The organism is Dolichospermum sp. UHCC 0260 (assembly GCF_009711985.1).
In the GTDB taxonomy this organism is placed as follows: Bacteria; Cyanobacteriota; Cyanobacteriia; order Cyanobacteriales; family Nostocaceae; genus Dolichospermum; species Dolichospermum lemmermannii.
Genome location: NZ_VIKZ01000041.1, coordinates 1 through 21,028, shown reverse-complemented (window position 1 = coordinate 21,028; position 21,028 = coordinate 1). Strand labels below are relative to the sequence as shown.

The window sequence follows — 21,028 nt, the reverse complement described above, 5'->3', positions numbered from 1 at the left end:
TTGCTTCCCTGTCTCTAAATTCCACACCTTCACAGTATTGTCCATAGAACCAGAACCAGAAATCACCCGTTTTCCGTCTGCTGTCACTGCTACTGTGTTTACCAAATGACTATGACCTGAGAGGGTGCGGAGTAACCTTCCTCCTGCTTGGGTGAGACTGGGGGTGAGGGGACGCAACCAAGGGTGAGGTTGAGTTTTTTGTGCTTGGGTTAATAGGGTTTGCATTGCTGGGGTCTTAATGGTTTGTAACCTTCCCCATAATTGACTTACTAATTGTTGTTTATCCTGGGTGAGAATATGTGCAGACAGTCGCAAAGCACTTTGAATATATTTTAAGGTTTTGGTTTGGTCTGGGTGGGTTGCGGTTTGGGTATCATCTAATAAATCATAATCTTCAATTAATGCTTGGATACCAAAGTCAGGATGATTGATTTTGTTAGATATGAATTGATAATCTGTGAGGGTTTGGAAATATTTGGTTAAGTTACCGGAGTTTACCAAATTATAAGGAAATTTACCCAAATAAGCTTTTTGGGAATAGGATTTATCTGATAATGATTTTTTGTTAGTTGCTGGCATAAGATTTTTGATAAAAATTAATATCTGTAGGTTGGGTTGACGTAAGGAAACCCAACATTAAATTGGGTGTGTGGTTGTGCTTCGCTAACTACAATCTCAATTTCTCCTTTTGAATCAATATGTTATGTTGGGTTGCGCTTCGCTTAACCCAACCTACGGAAATCGTAAAATTTTATTATCATCCCTGTATCCTCTCCCAATAATCAACAATGCGCTGATTTACGTCTTCAAATAATCTGCGAGTTGGTTTCAATTCTTTTTTGGCTTTCAAGAAGTCTAAGAAACTAGCATGATAGATGCTATAACAAATATCTTCATCTATGGTTTGCGGTTTCAAATATTCAATCCATTCATTTAAAATATCATCCACATCACATTCATCTTCATTAACGATATCAAACATCATCTCACCGGATATTGGTGTACCAATTTCCACTAAAATAAACAGAATCATTACTTTCATTTTTTTAGATGAATTATTCATATTCATCCGGTTCCAATGAGTTTGGTAATAATCCTGTAAACCTTGGGGTAATTGGTTTAAATTCAAATCATTATATTTACCCTCTGCTATAGCTGGTAAAACATAGCGCAGGTACATAAAATTATTTTCGCTCTTGGCTGCTAACTGCTGCACAAAAGCGTCGGGACTGATATTTTTGTTTTCTATCCAAGTTTGTAATCCGTCTTTGTGTTCTGGATCATCATTTAAACAGAAGCGAATATACTCTTGAATATCATGCTGATTTTCTTGGTCATATTTACTATCAGTTAAATCTAAATATTCTTTTTTCAATCCTTCAGTATAGAGTCGTTCTTGAGTTGGTTCAAAATGTCGTCTGGTCAGGAAAAAATAAACATTATTTGGCAGAGTTTTCGGTAAATATAAGATATTTTCTACTCCTTCTTTTTGGTCTACTTCATCTAACGCATCAACAACAATAATTAATTTTTCATTAGTGCTAAGTTTTGCGGTAGCTTCGGTCAGTAATGTTGATAAATCCGCAGTTTCAACATTTGCTAATTTATAGCGGTTAATCAGTTGTTTACGAATACTTGCCAGAAACAATTCAGGACGGTTACTACCATCTACTAAGACGTTAAAATAACAAATTGTTTGATGTTCAATAACGTATTTTGCAGCAATGGTACTTTTGCCCATTCCGGCATGACCTTTAACTATAAAATAGCCCTTTTTATTGGCGTTGATGAATTCTTCAAACTTAGCAAATACAAATCCGCGACCGCAGAATGATTTGATTTTTTCTTCAATTAGTGATTGAAATTCCGGTGGATACGGATATCTTTGATCTCTATCACGTAAAACTTCCGCAGGTGTCCTCGTGCGTTTGGCTACGCTAACAAAAACTTGATAAAATTCTTCAAATTCTTGACGAATATTAATATTTTCTAATTCTCTTATTTCATCTCCCAAAATATTCCAATCTAGAAAATGTTCTATTTCTGGAGTCAAAATTAAGGGATGATCGGCATTAAAATCTTTCCAGAAAGCTTTTTGAATTTCTTTTTCTCTAAAAAGTTTCAGTAGTGGTTCAGGCTTATATACTCCATATTCTATTAAAGCATAGACATAAACGCTAATAGGATCATCTGGCGGTTGAATCGGATCAATCCCTAATTCCTTGACAATTTTGATTACATTTTCATTCCGTTGTGCTTGCTTGATAGCCAGGGTAGCAGTTGCAGGAGCAATTTTAGCGATCGCACTAATTACTGAGTTTATTTCCATTTTAGCGATAATATGATAGAAATTCACACCTATACTCGATCCTAACGGTAGATGGCAACATTTAGCTAACACAATATTTTTTATCTCGTATATCTCGTTCCCAGGTCTCTGACTGGGAATGAATAAGATAAGGCTCTGCCTTCAATGAGATAAGATGGAGGCAGAGCCTCATCAACTGCATTCCTAGTCAGAGACTAGGAACGAGATAAAGATTTATTATTTTCAGTTATTATTTGGTATATACCCTATAGAATTATGTGTTCCCCGCACTGTTATGGAAAATCAACTGGGATTTTTGCTGAAGCTGCTATTATTTTCGACTTTGCTATCAGTATTAATTAAATATGCTTGTCCGTTTTTAGGGATTCCAGCAACGGTGACAAATGTGCTGATTATGATTTTATCACCAACTATAATTATGGCCACTGTTCTCCTGTGGCGAATACCAAGACAAAAGCAAAATTAATCAAAAAAATATAGGTAATGTTGCTAAAATCAGCTAATCTAACTGCATTGTCATCAAAAAGCATTTTACCAAGCTGGGAGTCTTGCTTGTGAATCTTGGTCAATGGATAGGCTTAATTGCTTTAGTTATATCTTTATATATATTGTGGCAACTTAGGGACGTTCTGCTACTAATATTTGCTGCTGTTGTTTTAGCGACGACTTTAAATCGTCTCGCGCGACGCTTTCAAAGTTTAGGAATAAAACGAGGATTATCAGTTTTATTAGCTGTAGGGATTTTCTTTGCGGGTGTTGTCTGTTTTTTCTGGTTAATTGTCCCACCTTTTGTCCAGCAATTTCATGAACTTACTTATCGAGTTCCCCAAGGATTTGGGCGTTTTAATAGTTGGATTGATGTCCAAAGAACTCATATTCCTGCACAATTATTACCTTATATACCGGATCTTAATAGTTTAATTGCACAAGCACAACCGCTATTTAATCGCTTATTAGGTAATTCTTTTGCTTTTGTTTCTGGATCTTTAGAAGTTGTTCTCAAAATTTTATTAGTCCTGGTGTTAACAGGAATGTTTTTAGTTAATCCTGATGCTTATCAAAAAGTATTTGTTCGCATATTTCCCTCTTTTTATCGGCGACGGGTGGTGGGAATTGTAGAACAGTGCGAAGTTTCTTTAGAGGGATGGGTAACTGGTGCTTCCATTGGAGTGTTTGTAGTTGGGTTGATGAGTTTGGTGGGCTTATCAATCTTAAGGGTGAAGGCTGCATTGGCTTTGGGTGTGTTAGCCGGATTTATGAATTTAATTCCTAATTTGGGTCCGACTATGAGTGTAGTACCGGCAATGGCGATCGCTCTTTTAGATAATCCCTGGAAAGCTGTTGCTGTGTTTATTCTCTACTTTTTTATTCAACAGGCTGAGAGCAATTTTATCACACCTGTAGTTATGGCACATCAAGTATCTTTACTACCAGCAGTTACTTTAATTTCTCAGTTATTTTTTGTGACATTTTTTGGATTTTTAGGATTATTTTTAGCACTTCCTTTAACGGTTGTTGTCAGAATTTGGGTGCAAGAAATATTGGTTAAAGACGTGTTAGATAAATGGGGTAATTATGCAGAAGATAATACCGAATTAGTGATAGTGGAGAAGTATTCAGATATCAATGATGAAGTGGAATAGTTTAGGAGGGTACTTTTGTATAAATAAATTCATAAATACAGTTACTTCTGATCAGATTTTCAATTTTTGAATATTTTATACTTATTAAAAGTATAAATAAAATTATAATTGTAGTATTATAAACTTCATTTTTTCTCAGAAATAGCTTAAAAAACACCCTCTAAGGAATGATTTATTTTTTAATTTTAATTTCATCTATATTTGTGCTGTTAATTACGACATCAATTATTTTTCAGATATAAAATGTGTTTCTACGCAATTTGTAGGCACATACAGCGGTTTCCGCTCTTATGAGGTACAAAGTTGAATCATGAAACTCTTGTAGTGCGGGCATCTTGCCCGCTAGATATGTACCTCATAACACCGGGAAGTGCTGTATATTTTTAATGATTGTGTAGCTACCGTTTCAAAAGTAACTCTCAAAAGTATTTTTTACCATTTTAGGTATTGATAATGACTTACAACTCAGAGGAAATGCAGCAGATTCTTGAAGTAGCTTTTAGACGAAAGCAACAGGGAGAATATACAAGAGAACAAATTATAGAAATAGCCTCAGAATTAGGTGTTTCTTCAGAGTCGCTACAAGCTGCGGAACAAGAATGGTTAAAAAATAATGTAGAAGTGAAACAAGAGCAAATGTCTAATAGTCAACAACGGAAAGGATTCAAATCACACCTATTTGCTTTTATGGCAATTAATGGTTTTTTGGTGCTGTTAAATCTGGTGGTAAGTCCTGGATATTTTTGGGCAATTTATCCCATATTAGGATGGGGATTAGGTTTATTATTGCATGGAATGAAGGTTTATATTAGTAATACCTAAAAGAGATCCCCGAATTCTTGAAGAATTCGGGGATCTTATCCCCTTTTAATTTAAGATTTACTACAGCGTCTTTTTGGGCTTGATAATTACTCAACTATATTCACTATTTCAGAATTAGCTAATGTTGGTGCGGTGAAAATTTGCGAATACAAATTTGTAGGTTGTTGACGAGCAACAATTGGTAAGACTTGACGAGCATGAGCCGCAACTTCCACTGTTTTCACATCATAAGCTTGTGTGATCATCTTAGGATAAAAACCAATACCAATGATGGGAATTAACAAGCAAGCGGTGATAAACAATTCACGAGGCTTAATATCAAGAACTACAGCATCTAAATGTAAGTCTTGATGTTGATTACCGTAGAAAACTTGACGCAACATGGAAAGTAAATAAATGGGTGTCAAAATCACGCCAACTGCTGATAGAAAGATGACTACAATTTTGAAGCTGGAACTGTAAACATCGCTAGTAGCAAAACCTAAGAACACCATCAATTCACCGACAAAACCACTCATACCGGGTAAAGCCAGAGAAGCCATTGAACCTATAGTAAAGAGAGCGAAAGTTCTGGGCATTACTTTAGCTATACCGCCCATTTTATCCATTACTAAGGTGTGGGTACGTTCGTAAGTTACACCAGAAAGGAAGAATAAACTAGCAGCAATTAAACCGTGAGAAACCATTTGTAATACAGCACCGCTAATCCCGATTTCTGTATAAGATGCAATGCCAATTAACACAAACCCCATGTGGGCAATTGAAGAGTAGGCCAAACGGCGTTTGAGATTGGTTTGAGCAAAGGCACAACAAGCGCCGTAAACAATATTAACTACACCTAAAATCGCTAAAACTGGCGCAAAGGTAACATGAGCATCAGTTAACATCTCTACGTTGAAGCGAATTAGGGCATAACCACCCATCTTTAACAAGACACCGGCTAAAATCATTGAACCGGGTGCAGATGCTTCACCATGAGCATCAGGCAACCATGTATGTAACGGGAAAATTGGTAGTTTGACACCGTAAGCGATTAAGAAACCTGCATATAGTGCTAGTTCTAAAGCTTTGGGATATTCTTTCATTCCCAATTCGGTCATGTTGAAGGTGAAGTTATCACCATAGAAAGCCATTGTAAAACCAGCTACCAGTATAAATATAGAGGCTGCGGCGGTATAGATAATAAATTTAGTAGCTGCGTAACGGCGGTTTGCGCCTCCCCAGATGGCAATTAGTAAGTAAACGGGTACTAACTCTACTTCCCACATCAAGAAGAACATTAACAAGTCTTGGGAGAGGAATACACCTAACTGAGCGCTGTACATAATCAACATCAACGCATAAAATAAACGCGGCTTGGTGGTTACTTTCCAAGCCGCGAATACTGCGAGTGTGTTAATGAAGCCAGTTAGAAGTATCAGGGGCATTGATAAACCATCAATGCCTAGCGACCAGTTCAAGCCAAGTTGGGGTATCCAAGGATAGCTTTCTGTCATTTGCAGGGCTGAACTTTGAAAGTCGTAACTCTGCCACAGAGCAAAAGTCATGAATGCAAAGTCTAATAGTGCCACTCCCAAGCCGTACCAGCGGACGGTTTTACCCTCTTTATCGGGAATGATGGGAATTGCGAGTGCTGCCACTAAAGGCAGGAAGATTATGGCTGATAACCAAGGAATTTCTATGGCATTCATCACTGTTGACAATATGTTTTTGGTTTTGCTTTTGTTTACATTATATTAAGGAATCGTTACGTCTGTAAACGATTTCTTATGAAGATTTCCAATTTGGAGGACAGATAGTCATAAATACTTACTAAATTATGCCGCGAGTCCATTCTAAATGTAAATTTTTGCAACGTCAACAAAAAAACAGCGACTAATATCGCTGTCTTTAGTTATAGTGAACAGCTTGAGGATAAATTAAATTTTTATCAAAGTTATCTCTGTTTCTTAGACAATACGGTTGACAATCATCCACACTTCTCCATCTGATCTTACGAAAGGGACAGAAATGGTCTTAAAGCCTGTAATGAAAGGTTTGTAGTAAACTTGCCAATACATGGGACTAAGTTCATCAGCACAGGTTTTGAGGAGTTTAATTTCCTTTGCTAGTTCCCAAGCTAGTTCATTAACTCGTTCAGCATGAATTTGAGCAATTTTTTTGGCTTCTTCTAGCTGTTCTTGCTGTTGGGATATGCGAATAGACATAGGTAAATATCTATTGAGATGGGCTTTCTTTTGTTGTATTTGCTTTTCTAGGTAATATAAGGCATCGTCTATGCCTTTAAGTTCGGCGGACAATTGAACGTTTTCCCTAGCTTGACGACGGTAAGCTTCCACTATGGCTAGGGGTGAATCATTTTCCGGCGTTACATGATGATTTGTCAGTGCAGCGCGTTCTTGTTGGAGTGCTTGAATTTGAGATTTCAGTGCTGCTATTTCTGACTGGATTTTTTCCATATATTTATGATGAGTAGTTGGTAATTAGAAGTTGTTAAATTTTCAATCATCTGGTCTATCTTCGGTGAATTGATCAATTGCCTCTACCATGCCTTCTGAATAGGGTTCAAGGACTGTGGAACAAGCATAAAGATCAGCAAGTGCTTGGGAAAATTCTTCGGAATTGGGGTCAGTATTTTTGATGGCTTGAATTGCTTGAATTGCCTTTTCTAGCTGAGGTTGATATTCATTCAGAAATATTTCTAATCGTTCATAAGGATTTTTATAGAGTGATATCATTTACTTAATCTCCTTTCTAGTTTCGCAATATTTTGGCGACAATTTGCCACTGTTTTCTCCCAATGGGCTATTAAACCTTGATCTTGTACTTCTGTTGGTTTCTCCTTTTCTTTGGCAATTTTTTCTAGATGTTCTTCTAATGCTTGATGTTGTCCTTTTAGTTTTTTGCGGGTTTCCTGATTTTTACCCATAATTCTAATTTTAGTCTTCTCCTGACTAATTTAATTGTTATAGTGCGATCGCCAAGCAATTCAGAGAAATCGCTGTTTTTTGTGCAGATTTCTCTAAATTAGATTAAGTATGAACTATACTTGTACCTTGCTGATCTAGGGTAAGCGATCGCACAACTGAGTTCAGACCCATTGCAGTCCAGGCATTTGCCATTGCTGTTTCTACGGATTTGGCATAACTTATATCTACTAAAGCCAAAAGTGTGGGGCCTGCACCACTAATTACCATGCCATAAGCACCAGCAGCCACAGCAGCCGCATTCACAGTATCATAACCAGGAATTAAAGCTTGGCGATAAGGTTGATGTAATTTATCTTGCAAGGCGGCTATTAACCATTCTTCTCGATTAGTTGCTAAACCGCGCAACAATAAACCCAAATGAGAAATATTGAAAATTGCATCAGCACGACTGACTTCTGTGGGGACAACTTTTCGCGCTTCTGAGGTTGATAACTCAAAATCAGGAATTGCTACGACTGCAACTATATCTCGATGCCAGAGAATATCACAAATTTCCCAACCTTTTTTGCTGGTAGCAGCCAGACGACAACCACCTAATAACGCTGGTACTACATTATCAGGATGTCCTTCCATGGCGATCGCTAATTCCATCATCTGTAACTCAGACAACGGTGAACCAGCCAACTCATTGGCAGCAACTAACCCCCCGACAATAGCAGTCGCGGAACTACCCAAACCTCGCGCTAAAGGTACACCCAACTTAATTTCTATTTTCACCGCTGGTGGTGTTTTTTCTATATGTTTATATAAATTTATAAACGCCTGATACAAAAGATTAGTCTCATCAGTTTGTACCTTTGCTGCTTCTAAACCAGAAACTTGAATAATTAACTCACCTGCATCAACAATAGTAAACTTAAATTCGTTATACAGCTTTAAAGCTGCACCTATACAATCAAACCCTGGACCCAAATTCGCCGTCGTCGCGGGAACTTTAACAGTAATGCTAGAAACTACAGACATTGAAGTTAATTTAAAATTCCAATATGAACTACCCCATTTTACTTCCTTATACGAAATTTAAGATATGGAATAAGATATCAAGAATTATTAAACGCAGATGAACGCAAATAAACGCAGATAAATTCGGATGAATTGATGGATTTGATGATTCTGTGCAACTTCACATAAAAATCACAATAACCTAAAGTCTTTGTCTAATTTTCATAAAAGCCGCACCCGTCACTAAAGCCGCAAATTGTCCCCAATAACTCACACTAGAGAAGGAACTACCACCCGTCATATTTAAACTCCCTATGCCATAAAATGACTGCTGGATAAACCACCAAAATAAATATAAAATAGCTGGAACTTCCACGGGGATATACAAAACCAATAAAGTCAAAACCGAATATATTTTTGCCTGGGGAAACTTGATCAGATATGCACCTAAAATAGATGCAATAGCTCCATTAGCACCGATAATTGGTATTGTTAAATCGGAGGATAAAATAATTTGGACTATACCAGAAAAAAAGCCAGCAGTTAAATAAAGTAGTAAATATTGTTTATGTCCTAAAATACTTTCCACCGTTTTTCCAAATACCCACAGAAACAGCATATTTCCTAAGATTTGGCTAAAACTGCCATGGAGAAACAGGGATACAGGTAAAGAAAGTAGCCGCCAAAATACAATTACCCAAGCCGCAGAATTGTAAAAAAAAGCGTTAGCAATCGAGATATTTATTTGAGATGGAATAATTCCCCAATTATTAATTAGATTTCCTAATTCATTACTCCACTCTAATTTTATTTCCCAGAGAAATATGACTACATTAATCCCAATCAACCAATAATTAATAATAGGCTTTTGCCAACTGCGAATATTATCATCTATAGGAATCATCTTAATTTTAACATTTGAATTACTAATTTTTAACTACTAATTAATATTTTTTCCCATCTCCTCATTTTTGTGTGGCAAGATTATCATAATGTAACACAATATTCAAATAGGCTCAGGAAATGCTAGGAAACACCCTTGTAGGCAGATACCAAATCACCAATTACCTGGGAGGTGGCGGATTTGGTGAAACTTATGTTGCTAATGATACTCAATTACCAGGCTCACCCCAGTGTGTAGTCAAGAAACTCAAACCTCAATCTACTGATATTACCACTTTAGAAATAGCTCGGAGGTTATTTGACACAGAAGCCCAAGTTTTATATAAATTAGGAAATCATGATCGCATTCCGCAACTTTTAGCCTACTTTGAAGAAAATGCCGAATTTTATCTGGTTCAGGAACTAATTGTTGGTAATGATCTCAGTCAAGAATTAAAATCTGGTGTCATCTTCACTCAAAATCAGGTAATGTCTTTATTACAAGAAATTTTAGAGATTTTGGACTTTGTCCATCAACAAAAGGTAATTCATCGTGATGTCAATCCTCGGAATATTCTCAGACGAGAACAAGATAATAAATTAATTTTAATTGATTTTGGTGCAGTCAAACAAATTACGACAAAATTAGTAAATTCTCCAGACATTACCAAATCTACTGTTGCTATTGGTACACCCGGTTATACTCCTGGAGAACAAGCACAAGGAACACCAAAATTTAGCAGTGATATCTATGCTTTGGGAATTATTGCTATTCAAGCTTTAACAGGATTATCACCAGATCAATTAGAGAAAGATGTTGAAACTAATGAAATTATTTGGCAAAATTTCGCCACTGTATCTCCAGAATTTGCCCAATTTTTAAATCAAATGATCTGTTATGATTTTCGCCAACGTTATGCTTCAGCAACAATAGCATTACAAGCTTTACAAGAATTAAATAAAAATACATCGGGAACAATAATTATTGCCCCTGCTACTTTACCAAATCAAGTGAAAAATCCCCAAAAGACAAAAGGGATATTTTGGAAATTGCTATTAGGAATATTTGGATTGGGTATTAGTAGTTTCGGCGCAATATTTATGCTCAATCGCCTGAATAATAAAAATGCTATAGAATTATATAATCAGGGTAATACTCTCATTCAATTACAACGCTATCAAGAAGCTTTAGCAACTTACGAAAAAGCCGTAGATATCAAACCTGATTATCCTCAAGCTTTATATGGACAAGGTAAAGCATTATTTCAATTAAAGAAATATCAAGAATCTTTAATAGCTTATGATCAAGCCATTCAAATTCAACCCAATTATTTAGAAGCTTGGACTAATCGAGGTTTTGTTTTAGTTAGACTCAAACGTTATTCAGAAGCAATTGCCACTGTAGATAAAGCTTTACAACTAAAAAATGATGAACCCCAAATTTGGCAACTTAAAGGTGATATCTTCATAAAAATTAGCCAATACAATGATGCAATTAAAGCTTATGAACAAGCAATTAATTTCCAAGCTGATAATCCTGAATTATGGTACAAAAAAGGATTAGCATTCCAAAATCTTAAACAATATGAAGAAGCAATTACAGCTTACAAAAAAACTGTAGAATTAAAACCTGATCATGAATCAGCTTGGTACAATTTAGGTAATTGCTTGGTTAATTTAAATCGTTATGAATTTGCTTTACAAGCTTATGATCAAGCCGTGCAGTATAATCAAAATAACTCCGCAGCTTGGTTATCAAGAAGTAATATATTAATGACATTACGTAGATACCCAGAAGCAATTGATTCCTTTACCCAAGTAATTAAAACCAATCCTCAACAATATCAAGCTTGGTATAATCGAGGTTGGGCATTACATCAAGTTAAACGCTATGGAGAAGCAATAGAATCTTACAAAAAAGCTATTAGTTTAAAAAGCAATGATTATTTAGTATGGTATAATTTAGGGAATACACAATATAACTTACAAAAATATCAAGAAGCGATCGCCTCCTATAATAAAGCCACCCGTTATAAACCCAATCATTATGAAAGTTGGTACAGTAAAGGCAACGCTTGGTTAAATTTGCAACAATACCAACAAGCGATCGCCTCCTACGACAAAGCCATAGAATATAAACCAGACTACCAACAAGCCATACAAGCTCGCACAAAAGCCCAAAACACCCCAAAATTCCCCATCAACTTCTGATCCCTGATTTCGGGTAAAATGATTCCATTCCGAAAACTCCTTCTCTTTGCCCCTCTGCGCCTCTGCGTGTTAGCGAAGCGGGGCGAAGCCTGAAAAAATTATCTTAATTAATCAGCAACACCACTTATGGACGTATTAGAACTAAAACGCGAAATCGAAACATTGTCTAGCCGCCTGGGTAAAACCCAGGACTATCTTTGACGTACCCGCACTCAAAGCCAAAATTCACGACTTAGAACAAATATCCGCCCAAACAGAATTTTGGGAAGACCAAACCCAGGCACAAAACACCCTGCAAGAACTCAATGATCTAAAATCCCATTTAGATCAATATTACAAATGGCACGCCAACTTAGACGATACCAGAGTAGTAGTTGAGTTATTAGAACTAGAAACCGACACAGCACTATTGGAAGAAGCGGAATCTACCATTAGCAAACTCAATCATGACCTAGACCAATGGGAACTACAACAACTCCTTTCCGGCACTTACGACGATAAAGGCGCAGTCCTGACAATTAACGCCGGTGCTGGTGGCACAGACGCACAAGACTGGGCATTTATGCTCATGCGGATGTATACCCGGTGGGCAGAAGATCATAGTTATAAAGTCACCCTAGCCGAAGAATCAAAAGGTGAAGAAGCGGGAATCAAATCAGTCACCCTAGAAATCACCGGACGCTATGCCTATGGTTACTTGCGTTCCGAAATGGGGACTCACCGTCTCGTGAGAATTTCCCCCTTCAACGCTAACGGCAAACGGCAAACCAGCTTTGCCGGCATCGAAGTCATGCCGCAAATAGATAACACCGTCAAATTAGACATACCAGAGAAAGATTTAGATATTAGCACCACCCGTTCTGGCGGTAAAGGTGGGCAAAACGTCAACAAAGTAGAAACCGCAGTCCGCATAGTTCACCTCCCCACCGGTCTAGCAGTCCGGTGTACAGAAGAACGTTCCCAACTACAAAACAAAGAAAAAGCGCTCGCCCGTCTCAAAGCCAAACTGTTAATCATTGCCAAAGAACAACGCGCCCAAGAAATTGCCGAAATTCGCGGTGATATGGTCGAAGCTTCCTGGGGTAATCAAATCCGTAACTATGTATTTCATCCTTACCAAATGGTGAAAGACCTGCGGACAAACATCGAAACCACAGCCATTACCGATGTCATGAATGGAGAACTTGATATGTTCATTCAGGCTTATCTCAGACAAGAAAACCAGATAGTTGACGCATAATCAAAAATGAAGGGAGAAATTTTCTCCTTTCTTCCTTTCTTCCTTTGCGTCTTTGCTCCTTTGCGTCTTTGCGCGAAACAAAATTAAGAAGTGTAACTCCCATTCCTCCACAATCGGTTACAGTGATAAAAGAAATGATAATCAATGAATTATGGACAAATCTCCTGCCACAGAACCTCAACCCAGCTATGTCAAACTCGCCATGCGAAACATGGTCAGAAAAGGCGGCACTTCCCTCAAACACTTTGCCTTAACTGCTGTAGGACTATTATCTGTCCTCGTGGGTTTAGCATATCTTACCCGCTAAGAGAGGAAAACTCGTGTCTCTACAGGTAGAGTTATATTTAGAAAATTGCTTTGATGACTCTTCCCCAATTCCTTCCGCAACTTGGGAAAATTGGTTTGAGCAATGGTTAGAAATTCTTGAAGATTATTTACCAACTGCACCTAGTTACGAAGTCAGTTTGCGGTTGACAACCGATACAGAAATTCAAACTCTCAATTCCCAATATCGTCAACAGGATAAACCCACAGATGTCTTAGCCTTTGCATCTCTAGAAGCCGATTTACCACAAAGCGAAGAAATGCTGGTTTCTATGCCTTTGTATTTAGGTGATATAATTGTCTCTATAGACACGGCACAACGTCAGGCAGAACAGCAGGAACATAGCTTATCTACAGAGTTGGCTTGGTTAACGGCGCATGGTTTACTACACTTGTTAGGTTGGGATCATCCTGACGAAGAGAGTTTGATGGAAATGTTAACCGAACAAGTTGTATTACTGAAGAAAATAGGTATTATTATTAACTTAGAGTCGTAAATGTATGGTGACAATTGCGAATTTTGGTAATAACTTTATAGTTGAGATATTTAAAATAGCCTACAATGCCCTCACAGTTGATCTAGGTGGGGGAGGTAGAGGGAGTAGGGGAGGTAGAGGGAGTAGGGGAGGTAGAGGGAGTAGGGGAGGTAGAGGGAGTAGGGGAGGTAGAGGGAGTAGGGAGTGAAGAGTAAAAGAGTAAAGGAGGTGAGAAAGAAGATGATTGGTAACTTAGACGAATCAAACTCAATATCAATGGTTAAATTTCATAGAGATTTGGGAATTTATCAAATTGCTTTTGAAGCAGCAATGAAAATTTTTGAGTTATCAAAAAAATTTCCTGTTGAAGAAAGATATTCTCTAACAGATCAAATTCGTCGTTCTTCTCGTTCTGTTTGTGCGAATATGGCAGAAGCTTGGCGGAAACGTCGTTATGAGGCTGCTTTTGTTGCTAAATTAAATGATTGTGAGGCTGAATCTGCTGAAACTCAAACATGGATAGAATTTACAGTTAAGTGTAATTATTTAGATATTGAAACAGGACGTAAACTTTATGGTAATTATAATCAAGTTTTATCTGGTTTAGTGACTATGATCAATAACCCATCACGCTGGTTAATGAATCATAAAAACCATAAATAAACACCGTAAATATTAATCTTCCCCAACTCCCCCACATCCCCAACTCCCCCACATCCCCCACATCCCCTACATTCTTTTGTCTATGTCCCCAAAAGTTTCGTCATCACCAACCAATAATAGCTTACCAACGCTTGTGTCCAAAGATAGGGAACTTTCCTGGCAAATTGCCTCTAATTTATTTGTTAGTTTTAAGTATGCTTGGGCTGGAATTACTTACGCTTTTCAGACTCAACGGAATTTTCGGATTCATGTAGCCGTCTGCGCTTTAGCGATTGGTTTAAGTGTATTTTTACGGTTAGAGACAGTGAAAGTATCCATAATTGCTATTACCAGCGGTTTAGTTTTAACCTTAGAGTTAGTCAATACTGCTATTGAGTCAATTGTAGATTTAACGGTAAAACAGTCTTATCATGAGTTGGCAAAAGTTGCTAAAGACTGCGCTGCTGGTGCTGTACTTGTCTCAGCTTTAGTCGCATTATTGGTTGCCTCTACACTAATATTGCCTCCTTTAGCAACATTAATTCTGTCTACTTTCTAAATGGTAGATTGTGAATAGTAGAGACGTTTTCAGGGAACATCTTTGATATTTTTAAATGAAATTAGGTAAAAATTGTGATATTAGTCATTGATAATTACGATAGCTTTACGTATAACTTAGTACAATATCTGGGAGAATTAGCAGTAGATTTCCCAGTTGCTAATGACCTGCAAGTGGTGCGAAACGATAAGATTACTATAGATGAGATTAGGACATTAAACCCCGATGCAGTGGTGATTTCACCAGGTCCTGGTCGTCCAGATGATGCGGGAGTTTCCCTGAATGCGATCGCCCAATTAGGAGATAAACTCCCAATTCTAGGCGTGTGCTTAGGACATCAAAGTATTGGTCAGGTTTTCGGTGGTAAAATTGTTTCCGCCCCAGAATTGATGCACGGAAAAACCTCTTTGGTATCGCACACAGGCATAGGAATTTTTCAAGGTTTAGAAAATCCTTTAACCGCTACCAGATATCATAGTTTAGTTATTGAGCGCGAAACTTGCCCAGAAGTATTGGAAATTACGGCTTGGGTAGAAGATGGCACAATTATGGGCGTGAGACACCGGAACTATCCTCACATTCAAGGAGTCCAATTTCATCCGGAGAGTGTCCTAACTGCTTTGGGTAAGGAATTACTGAGAAATTTTCTGCGAACTTTGTAAAGCGAGTATTTTTATGAAACGACGACAATTGATAGGCTACGCTGGGGCGGGTTTAGTGACGGCTGTAGTGACTAATTTGGTTGATCCAGTTCCAGTAAATGCTCAATCTAGTGGTGTATCAATTCAGTGGTTAGGACATACTTGCTTTTTATTAACCAATGGTAATGTCAAAATTCTCATCAATCCCTTTACTACTTTAGGCTGTACAGCTAAATATCGTCCCCCAAAAGTTGCATCAGATTTGGTATTAATTAGTAGTCAATTGTTAGATGAAGGGGCAATAGACAAAATACCAGGAAATCCCAAATTAGTTTATCAGCCCGGTGTTTATGAGTTTCGCGGCGTTAAGTTTCAGGGAATTACCACAGACCATGATCGTAAAAATGGACAACAATTTGGGAAAAATATAGCTTGGAAATTGAACCAAGGTGGAATTAATCTGCTGCACTTAGGGGGTTCTGCTGCACCAATTACCCTAGAACAAAAAATTCTCATGGGTCGTCCTGATGTGTTATTTATTCCCGTGGGAGGCAGTGATAAAGCTTACAATGCTGTAGAAGCAAAACAGGCGATTGGTGTTTTAAATCCTAAGCTAGTCATTCCTACCCATTATCGCACTCAAGCCGCTGAGAATGCCAAGTGTGACATTACCCCAGTAGATGATTTTCTGACTTTGATGCAGGGTGTTAATGTTCGCCGGAGTAATAATGATTCTGTATTAGTTAATTCTAAGAGTTTACCGGAAAATACGGAAATTCAGGTTTTGACTTATAAGTTTTGATATCAATTCTAACCCGCTACTAAAAAGCGATCGCTATCTTTGATTTCTAGGAAAGCGATCGCTGAATATAAGTTCAGAAAGTCTTAGAGGATGTTTGAAAAGTTTTTAATGTATAAATAAACCCCTCTCCAAACCTCTCCCCGACGCGGGGAGAGGCTTTGAAACACCCCTTCCCTGGTAGGGAAGGGGGCTGGGGGGTTAGGTTCTTGGAAATTATTGGTTTCATCTAATACTTTTCAAACAACCTCTTAGTCAATTGATAATAGACCAATTACCAATTACCAATTACCAATTACCAAATCAACCTGTATACCATTCTGGAGTCAGCTTATCTGCATCAGAAACAGGAGTTTCAGTCGCTAAAGTTCCATTCATAGTCCAGATTTTATCTGCGGATGTTTGTTGATCTCTCCAGTAAATATCAGTCTTACCATCACCATTGAAATCACCTAAAGATGCTGTCAAACCAGGAGTATTGCTAGGTAAGAAAGCTTCAGAACTTACCGTTGTACCATCCATCAACCAAGCAGTATTTGCCCCACTAGCCGCATTGTGCCAGAAGATATCAGTTTTACCATCACCATTGAAATCGCCAATTCTTGCAGTCCAATCTGTACCCAATGTGCTAACAACACCTTCAGTCACAAAAACGCCATTCATTGTCCAAATCTTATTCTCGCCTGTAGCGGTATTGCGCCATAAAACATCAGTTTTGAAGTCGCCGTTAAAATCACCAAGAGTAGAAGTCCAAGAAGCATCTTGAGATTGAAGATCATACTTGGTGGCTTGGCTGCCATCCATAAACCAAGCGGTATTTGCACCTGTGGTAGGATTGCGCCAGAAGATGTCACTCTTACCATTACCATCAAAATCAACAATGGTTGCAGTCAATCCTGGTGCTGTAGTTTCTAAAACAGTTGCACTAACTACTGTTGTTCCATCCATTTGCCAAATAGCATTTTCACCAGTAGTGGCATTATTCCAGAAAATGTCAGTTTTGCGATCGCCATTAAAATCGCCAATATTCGCACTCCAACCTGGATCAACTCGATCTAAAGTCAAGTAACTGGAAACTTTTGCGCCATCCATTAGCACAATCACATTATCACCAGTTGATTTATTCCGTAATAAGAAATCAGTCTTATTATCGCTATTAAAATCAGCAGTTTTGTATTCCCAGGTATTTAAGTCATAGCTACCCAAAGAAGCCTGTTCTAAAACTTGAGTTCCATTCATCAAGCGAACTAAAATTTCACCAGTTTGAGCATTCACCCAAAGTTTATCAGTTTTCCCATCACCATTAAAATCAGGAACAATAGCTGCACTGGTTAAATAAGGATTAGGATTAGGGTTAGCACTGCCGCCAATGGGAATTTGAGCTAATGGATTTGTTGGTACTAATGGATCTGCCAATGCAGAACCAGAAGAACTTCTACTCATAGGAGTATTCAGAGATGTCGTCAAATCTGATGATTTTTGGAGAGATACTAATCCAGAATTTTCTAGGTTGGTTGAATATAATCCTGACTGACTTGTTTCTTGAAACATGATGTGTTTTTATGTTTAATTAATATCCAGTTTTAATTTGATTTTCATGAAGATTCTGTAAACAACAAACATTTGGTTAATTATTTTGATTTAATGTCATTATTTATAGACATTTTCATAATGTTCATCAACACTAACTTTTAATTTTTAAAGTCATATCTAAACAATCAAAAAATATTTTATATTCTGTTTATCAATGTCATCATTTAAAAATGAAATCCTGTTTTGTTGACAATCTCATCCCTAAAAGTCCTCATGGATTGTCAAGGAAATTAAAAATTGGTTAAAATAACTAAAATTAACAATTTTTCTGATAACATTTCTCAGTAGTCTATAATTGTTAAAGCCAAAAACAACACTATCAATAAATCAACTATGCAAACAGAATATCGGCAACGTCGTGAGCAGTTAATGGCGAAAATAGGCAGCGGTACAGCGATTTTTAGAAGTGCGCCAACCGCAGTAATGCACAACGATGTCGAGTATATTTATCGTCAAGATAGTGATTTCTTTTACTTAACTGGCTTTAACGAAGCCCAAGCAGTCGCAGTATTAGCACCACATCATCCAGAACATCGGTTTATCTTATTTGTCCAACCCAAAGACCGAGAAAAGGAAGTTTGGAGTGGTTATCGTTGTGGAATAGACGCAGCTAAGGAATTTTATGGTGCAGATGTAGCTTACCCCATTGCGGAGTTAGATGAAAAGTTACCCCAATATTTAGAAAAAGCCAATTGTATCTATTATCATTTAGGACGCGATCGCAATTTCAACGACAAAATTCTCCAACATTATCAAAACTTACTCCGAACCTATCCCAAACGTGGTACAGGCCCCACATCCATCACCGACCCTGGTACTGTCCTCAACACCATGCGGTTATATAAAAGCAAAACAGAATTAGATCTAATGCGTCAAGCCGTAGAAATTGCCGTAGAAGCTCATAATTATGCTTTGCAAACCACCGCACCAGGACGTTATGAATATGAAATCCAAGCCGAAATAGAACATATTTTCCGGTTGCGGGGGGGAATGGGACCAGCTTATCCTTCCATTGTCGCATCAGGGACAAATGCTTGCGTACTGCATTACATCGAAAACAACTGTCAAATGCAAGCAAATGATTTACTCTTGATTGATGCAGGTTGCGCTTATGGTTATTACAACTCTGATATTACCCGCACATTTCCCGTTAGTGGTAAATTCACACCCGAACAAAAAGCATTATATGAAATAGTATTAGCAGCCCAAAAACAAGCAATAGCAGAAGTCAAACCGGGTAATTCCTTCCATGCACCTCATAATGCAGCCGTGCGGATATTAACAGAAGGATTAGTCGAACTGGGTTTACTCAAAGGAGAAATTGATAAATTAATCGCAGAGGAAAAATATAAACCCTTTTATATGCACCGCACCAGTCATTGGTTAGGTTTAGATGTCCATGATGTTGGCGTTTATCAACATGGAGAAAACCCCCAAACCTTACAACCTGGACAAGTGTTAACCATAGAACCAGGACTTTATATTGTACCGGATACCAAACCCGCCGAAGACCAACCGGAAATTGACCCCCGTTGGGTAGGAATTGGGATTCGTATTGAAGATGATGTCTTAGTTACTGAAGAAGGAAATGAGGTTTTAACAGCCGGAGTTCCCAAGGAAATCAAGGATTTAGAAAAATAGTGGCAAAGTATTTTGTAGGGTGGGCAATGCCCACCCAATCATGATTGAGAAGTATAATTAATGATGTGATAGTTATTGGTTTGATGATGATCGTAAAAACTTCTATGTAAATGGTCAACTTCGGGGTCATTGTGAAGAAAGAAAAATTTACACTGGCAATTTTTATTCTACTTTTAACACATACAAAGGTCGTTTAGGAACAGACATGAATATTTATGATTCCTATGATGTCAAAGTTGGTTATCTGGATAGTTGTGGGAACGTGCATAAAAATGATGGAACAATGGTTCTTTCAGGTGAAAATCATAGCGGTTTGGCAAATGTAAGTTATTATTTGTTAGATTTGTTAGGATAAAGGTAAAATAACATTCAAAGAACTAACAAAAAATAGATGAGGAATATTATGGAAGTTTCTCTTTATGAGCGTGACTTTTTACTGTGGACAACAGATATAGTTAATAAACTCAAGTCCAAAGATTTTGACCACCTAGATTTAGAAAATTTAATTGAGGAAGTTGAGACTTTGGGAAGATCAGAAAAAAAAGAACTTAAAAGCCGACTTTTGGTTCTGCTAGAACATTTACTCAAAAGATTGTACGTTAATTCACCAGATAATTATCGGGGTTGGGAAATAACAATTAATGAACAACGACGACAATTAGAATTAGAACTTGAAGATTCTCCAAGTTTGAAAAATATCTGGGATGAATCTTTTAATACAGCTTGGAGACTAGCAATTAAAGGAGTTCGTAAAGATTATCCACAAGTTACATTTCCCGATGTATGTCCATATTCTTCTGACATAGATTCTATGTTAGATTGTGATTTTTGGAAACAATAAACAATCAAACATTATTTGGCGATTTACAGTCGCTATAATCAATATATCGAAAAGTACAATCTGTAGTATTAAAACATCATGAATACTATTAAAATTCCATTGGCAGCAAGTCGATATCGTTCTACTTGACAACCAGACTTTAAGACCTTGTGATATTCTTCTATATGCCAACGGTAAGAATACCAACGGAGAATAGTCGCAGCAACTTCAGCATTTGTAACTGGTTCTGTAGTTAGTAACATCCATTCTACAGGGTTTTCACCTTCTGGACAATCTACTTCCATAGCATAAACAGCGTAGACTTCAAGTGGATCTCGATTATCAAAACGGTAAGGAGTACGGAGATTAACTTGGCAAAATCGTACCTCTAATTTAGCTAGACGAGCAGAACGTTTACTGGTTTGTGGTAATTGAATTTCCTGCCGGAATGAAACAGGTTGAGCTTCTAATTTT

The 21,028-nt window shown here is 37.5% G+C and carries 22 protein-coding genes and 1 pseudogene; 13 read left to right on the top strand and 10 right to left on the bottom strand.

What is annotated here, in order from left to right:
* Both FJR08_RS15860 and FJR08_RS23685 read right to left on the bottom strand, forming a co-directional pair.
* Nucleotides 1-579: WD40 repeat domain-containing protein (locus FJR08_RS15860; protein ID WP_371415559.1), on the bottom strand; the 579-nt coding region annotated here is incomplete at its 3' end.
* A 178-nt stretch (nucleotides 580-757) separates the two neighbouring features.
* Entirely contained in the window at nucleotides 758-2,329 is a 1,572-nt protein-coding gene (locus FJR08_RS23685; protein WP_168633813.1) for an ATP-binding protein, read from the bottom strand.
* 274 nt (nucleotides 2,330-2,603) lie between these two features.
* On the opposite strand from FJR08_RS23685, the gene FJR08_RS15850 reads away from it, so the two are divergent.
* The 3 genes from FJR08_RS15850 (at nucleotide 2,604) to FJR08_RS15840 (ending at nucleotide 4,794) form a co-directional block, all read left to right on the top strand.
* Nucleotides 2,604-2,795 (top strand): hypothetical protein, encoded by a 192-nt coding sequence (locus FJR08_RS15850; protein WP_083881432.1) that lies wholly within the window; start codon nucleotides 2,604-2,606, stop codon nucleotides 2,793-2,795.
* Nucleotides 2,796-2,883: 88 nt separating this feature from the next.
* Nucleotides 2,884-3,972 carry an AI-2E family transporter gene (locus tag FJR08_RS15845; protein WP_168633812.1) on the top strand — a complete coding sequence of 363 codons (1,089 nt, stop codon included), beginning with the start codon at nucleotides 2,884-2,886 and terminating at the stop codon, nucleotides 3,970-3,972.
* Nucleotides 3,973-4,425: 453 nt separating this feature from the next.
* Nucleotides 4,426-4,794 (top strand): 2TM domain-containing protein, encoded by a 369-nt coding sequence (locus FJR08_RS15840; RefSeq protein ID WP_168633811.1) that lies wholly within the window; start codon nucleotides 4,426-4,428, stop codon nucleotides 4,792-4,794.
* An 86-nt stretch (nucleotides 4,795-4,880) separates the two neighbouring features.
* Here the strand turns inward: FJR08_RS15840 and FJR08_RS15835 are convergent, their stop codons facing one another.
* The 6 genes from FJR08_RS15835 to FJR08_RS15810 form a co-directional block, all read right to left on the bottom strand.
* Complete coding sequence (locus FJR08_RS15835) at nucleotides 4,881-6,485, bottom strand: NAD(P)H-quinone oxidoreductase subunit 4 (RefSeq protein ID WP_168633821.1); 1,605 nt, start codon at nucleotides 6,483-6,485, stop codon at nucleotides 4,881-4,883.
* 258 nt (nucleotides 6,486-6,743) lie between these two features.
* Entirely contained in the window at nucleotides 6,744-7,253 is a 510-nt protein-coding gene (locus FJR08_RS15830) for a hypothetical protein (protein WP_041458267.1), read from the bottom strand.
* Nucleotides 7,254-7,295: 42 nt separating this feature from the next.
* Nucleotides 7,296-7,532: a hypothetical protein gene (locus tag FJR08_RS15825; protein WP_027402511.1), complete on the bottom strand. Its 237-nt coding sequence runs from the start codon at nucleotides 7,530-7,532 to the stop codon at nucleotides 7,296-7,298.
* Nucleotides 7,529-7,723, bottom strand: coding sequence for a hypothetical protein (locus FJR08_RS15820; RefSeq protein ID WP_168633810.1), 195 nt, complete (start codon nucleotides 7,721-7,723; stop codon nucleotides 7,529-7,531). Before FJR08_RS15820 ends, FJR08_RS15825 begins: the two co-directional genes overlap by 4 nt.
* A 103-nt stretch (nucleotides 7,724-7,826) precedes the next feature.
* Nucleotides 7,827-8,747 (bottom strand): homoserine kinase, encoded by a 921-nt coding sequence (gene thrB / locus FJR08_RS15815; protein WP_168633809.1) that lies wholly within the window; start codon nucleotides 8,745-8,747, stop codon nucleotides 7,827-7,829.
* A gap of 181 nt (nucleotides 8,748-8,928) precedes the next feature.
* A complete protein-coding gene (locus tag FJR08_RS15810) occupies nucleotides 8,929-9,630 on the bottom strand; it encodes a rhomboid family intramembrane serine protease (protein WP_015079084.1) in 702 nt (233 codons plus the stop codon).
* Nucleotides 9,631-9,749: 119 nt separating this feature from the next.
* On the opposite strand from FJR08_RS15810, the gene FJR08_RS15805 reads away from it, so the two are divergent.
* The 8 genes from FJR08_RS15805 (at nucleotide 9,750) to FJR08_RS15770 (ending at nucleotide 16,503) form a co-directional block, all read left to right on the top strand.
* Nucleotides 9,750-11,819 (top strand): serine/threonine-protein kinase, encoded by a 2,070-nt coding sequence (locus FJR08_RS15805; RefSeq protein ID WP_168633808.1) that lies wholly within the window; start codon nucleotides 9,750-9,752, stop codon nucleotides 11,817-11,819.
* Between the two features lie 126 nt (nucleotides 11,820-11,945).
* Nucleotides 11,946-13,059, top strand: a protein-coding gene (gene prfB / locus FJR08_RS15800; RefSeq protein ID WP_148279026.1) for a peptide chain release factor 2 whose coding sequence is annotated in 2 segments (ribosomal slippage) — nucleotides 11,946-12,017 and nucleotides 12,019-13,059 — 1,113 coding nt in all. Because the reading frame shifts where the segments join, the coding sequence is not laid out codon by codon here.
* Between the two features lie 151 nt (nucleotides 13,060-13,210).
* The gene (locus FJR08_RS15795; RefSeq protein ID WP_015079087.1) at nucleotides 13,211-13,366 is read left to right on the top strand and encodes a DUF3285 domain-containing protein; all 156 of its coding nucleotides are present in this window, start codon (nucleotides 13,211-13,213) and stop codon (nucleotides 13,364-13,366) included.
* 13 nt (nucleotides 13,367-13,379) lie between these two features.
* Nucleotides 13,380-13,880, top strand: coding sequence for an rRNA maturation RNase YbeY (ybeY, locus tag FJR08_RS15790; RefSeq protein WP_168633807.1), 501 nt, complete (start codon nucleotides 13,380-13,382; stop codon nucleotides 13,878-13,880).
* Between the two features lie 219 nt (nucleotides 13,881-14,099).
* Nucleotides 14,100-14,522, top strand: a complete 423-nt coding sequence (locus FJR08_RS15785) for a four helix bundle protein (protein WP_015079089.1) — start codon at nucleotides 14,100-14,102, stop codon at nucleotides 14,520-14,522.
* Between the two features lie 82 nt (nucleotides 14,523-14,604).
* On the top strand, nucleotides 14,605-15,060 hold the full coding sequence (locus FJR08_RS15780) for a diacylglycerol kinase family protein (RefSeq protein ID WP_168633806.1): 456 nt from the start codon (nucleotides 14,605-14,607) through the stop codon (nucleotides 15,058-15,060).
* A 74-nt stretch (nucleotides 15,061-15,134) separates the two neighbouring features.
* Nucleotides 15,135-15,722 (top strand): aminodeoxychorismate/anthranilate synthase component II, encoded by a 588-nt coding sequence (locus FJR08_RS15775; RefSeq protein WP_015079091.1) that lies wholly within the window; start codon nucleotides 15,135-15,137, stop codon nucleotides 15,720-15,722.
* Nucleotides 15,723-15,735: 13 nt separating this feature from the next.
* Nucleotides 15,736-16,503, top strand: a complete 768-nt coding sequence (locus FJR08_RS15770; protein ID WP_168633805.1) for an MBL fold metallo-hydrolase — start codon at nucleotides 15,736-15,738, stop codon at nucleotides 16,501-16,503.
* A 300-nt stretch (nucleotides 16,504-16,803) separates the two neighbouring features.
* Here the strand turns inward: FJR08_RS15770 and FJR08_RS15765 are convergent, their stop codons facing one another.
* Nucleotides 16,804-18,051: a VCBS repeat-containing protein gene (locus tag FJR08_RS15765; RefSeq protein WP_168633804.1), complete on the bottom strand. Its 1,248-nt coding sequence runs from the start codon at nucleotides 18,049-18,051 to the stop codon at nucleotides 16,804-16,806.
* Between the two features lie 375 nt (nucleotides 18,052-18,426).
* Here FJR08_RS15765 and FJR08_RS15760 point away from each other — a divergent pair, with 375 nt between their 5' ends.
* Both FJR08_RS15760 and FJR08_RS15755 read left to right on the top strand, forming a co-directional pair.
* Nucleotides 18,427-19,734: an aminopeptidase P N-terminal domain-containing protein gene (locus tag FJR08_RS15760; RefSeq protein ID WP_168633803.1), complete on the top strand. Its 1,308-nt coding sequence runs from the start codon at nucleotides 18,427-18,429 to the stop codon at nucleotides 19,732-19,734.
* A 391-nt stretch (nucleotides 19,735-20,125) separates the two neighbouring features.
* A complete protein-coding gene (locus FJR08_RS15755; RefSeq protein ID WP_168633802.1) occupies nucleotides 20,126-20,575 on the top strand; it encodes a DUF29 domain-containing protein in 450 nt (149 codons plus the stop codon).
* Between the two features lie 92 nt (nucleotides 20,576-20,667).
* On the opposite strand, the pseudogene FJR08_RS15750 reads toward FJR08_RS15755, so the two are convergent.
* Nucleotides 20,668-21,028, bottom strand: a pseudogene (locus FJR08_RS15750) (IS4 family transposase); the annotation flags it as partial.

Bases quoted from the DNA above. Each gene is read 5' to 3' on its own strand.
- FJR08_RS23685 (WP_168633813.1), bottom strand. From the start codon at position 2,329: ATGGAAATAAACTCAGTAATTAGTGCGATCGCTAAAATTGCTCCTGCA.
- FJR08_RS15850 (WP_083881432.1), top strand. From the start codon at position 2,604: ATGGAAAATCAACTGGGATTTTTGCTGAAGCTGCTATTATTTTCGACT.
- FJR08_RS15840 (WP_168633811.1), top strand. From the start codon at position 4,426: ATGACTTACAACTCAGAGGAAATGCAGCAGATTCTTGAAGTAGCTTTT.
- FJR08_RS15835 (WP_168633821.1), bottom strand. From the start codon at position 6,485: ATGAATGCCATAGAAATTCCTTGGTTATCAGCCATAATCTTCCTGCCT.
- FJR08_RS15830 (WP_041458267.1), bottom strand. From the start codon at position 7,253: ATGGAAAAAATCCAGTCAGAAATAGCAGCACTGAAATCTCAAATTCAA.
- FJR08_RS15825 (WP_027402511.1), bottom strand. From the start codon at position 7,532: ATGATATCACTCTATAAAAATCCTTATGAACGATTAGAAATATTTCTG.
- FJR08_RS15820 (WP_168633810.1), bottom strand. From the start codon at position 7,723: ATGGGTAAAAATCAGGAAACCCGCAAAAAACTAAAAGGACAACATCAA.
- thrB (WP_168633809.1), bottom strand. From the start codon at position 8,747: ATGTCTGTAGTTTCTAGCATTACTGTTAAAGTTCCCGCGACGACGGCG.
- FJR08_RS15810 (WP_015079084.1), bottom strand. From the start codon at position 9,630: ATGATTCCTATAGATGATAATATTCGCAGTTGGCAAAAGCCTATTATT.
- FJR08_RS15805 (WP_168633808.1), top strand. From the start codon at position 9,750: ATGCTAGGAAACACCCTTGTAGGCAGATACCAAATCACCAATTACCTG.
- FJR08_RS15795 (WP_015079087.1), top strand. From the start codon at position 13,211: ATGGACAAATCTCCTGCCACAGAACCTCAACCCAGCTATGTCAAACTC.
- FJR08_RS15785 (WP_015079089.1), top strand. From the start codon at position 14,100: ATGATTGGTAACTTAGACGAATCAAACTCAATATCAATGGTTAAATTT.
- FJR08_RS15780 (WP_168633806.1), top strand. From the start codon at position 14,605: ATGTCCCCAAAAGTTTCGTCATCACCAACCAATAATAGCTTACCAACG.
- FJR08_RS15770 (WP_168633805.1), top strand. From the start codon at position 15,736: ATGAAACGACGACAATTGATAGGCTACGCTGGGGCGGGTTTAGTGACG.
- FJR08_RS15765 (WP_168633804.1), bottom strand. From the start codon at position 18,051: ATGTTTCAAGAAACAAGTCAGTCAGGATTATATTCAACCAACCTAGAA.
- FJR08_RS15760 (WP_168633803.1), top strand. From the start codon at position 18,427: ATGCAAACAGAATATCGGCAACGTCGTGAGCAGTTAATGGCGAAAATA.
- FJR08_RS15755 (WP_168633802.1), top strand. From the start codon at position 20,126: ATGAGGAATATTATGGAAGTTTCTCTTTATGAGCGTGACTTTTTACTG.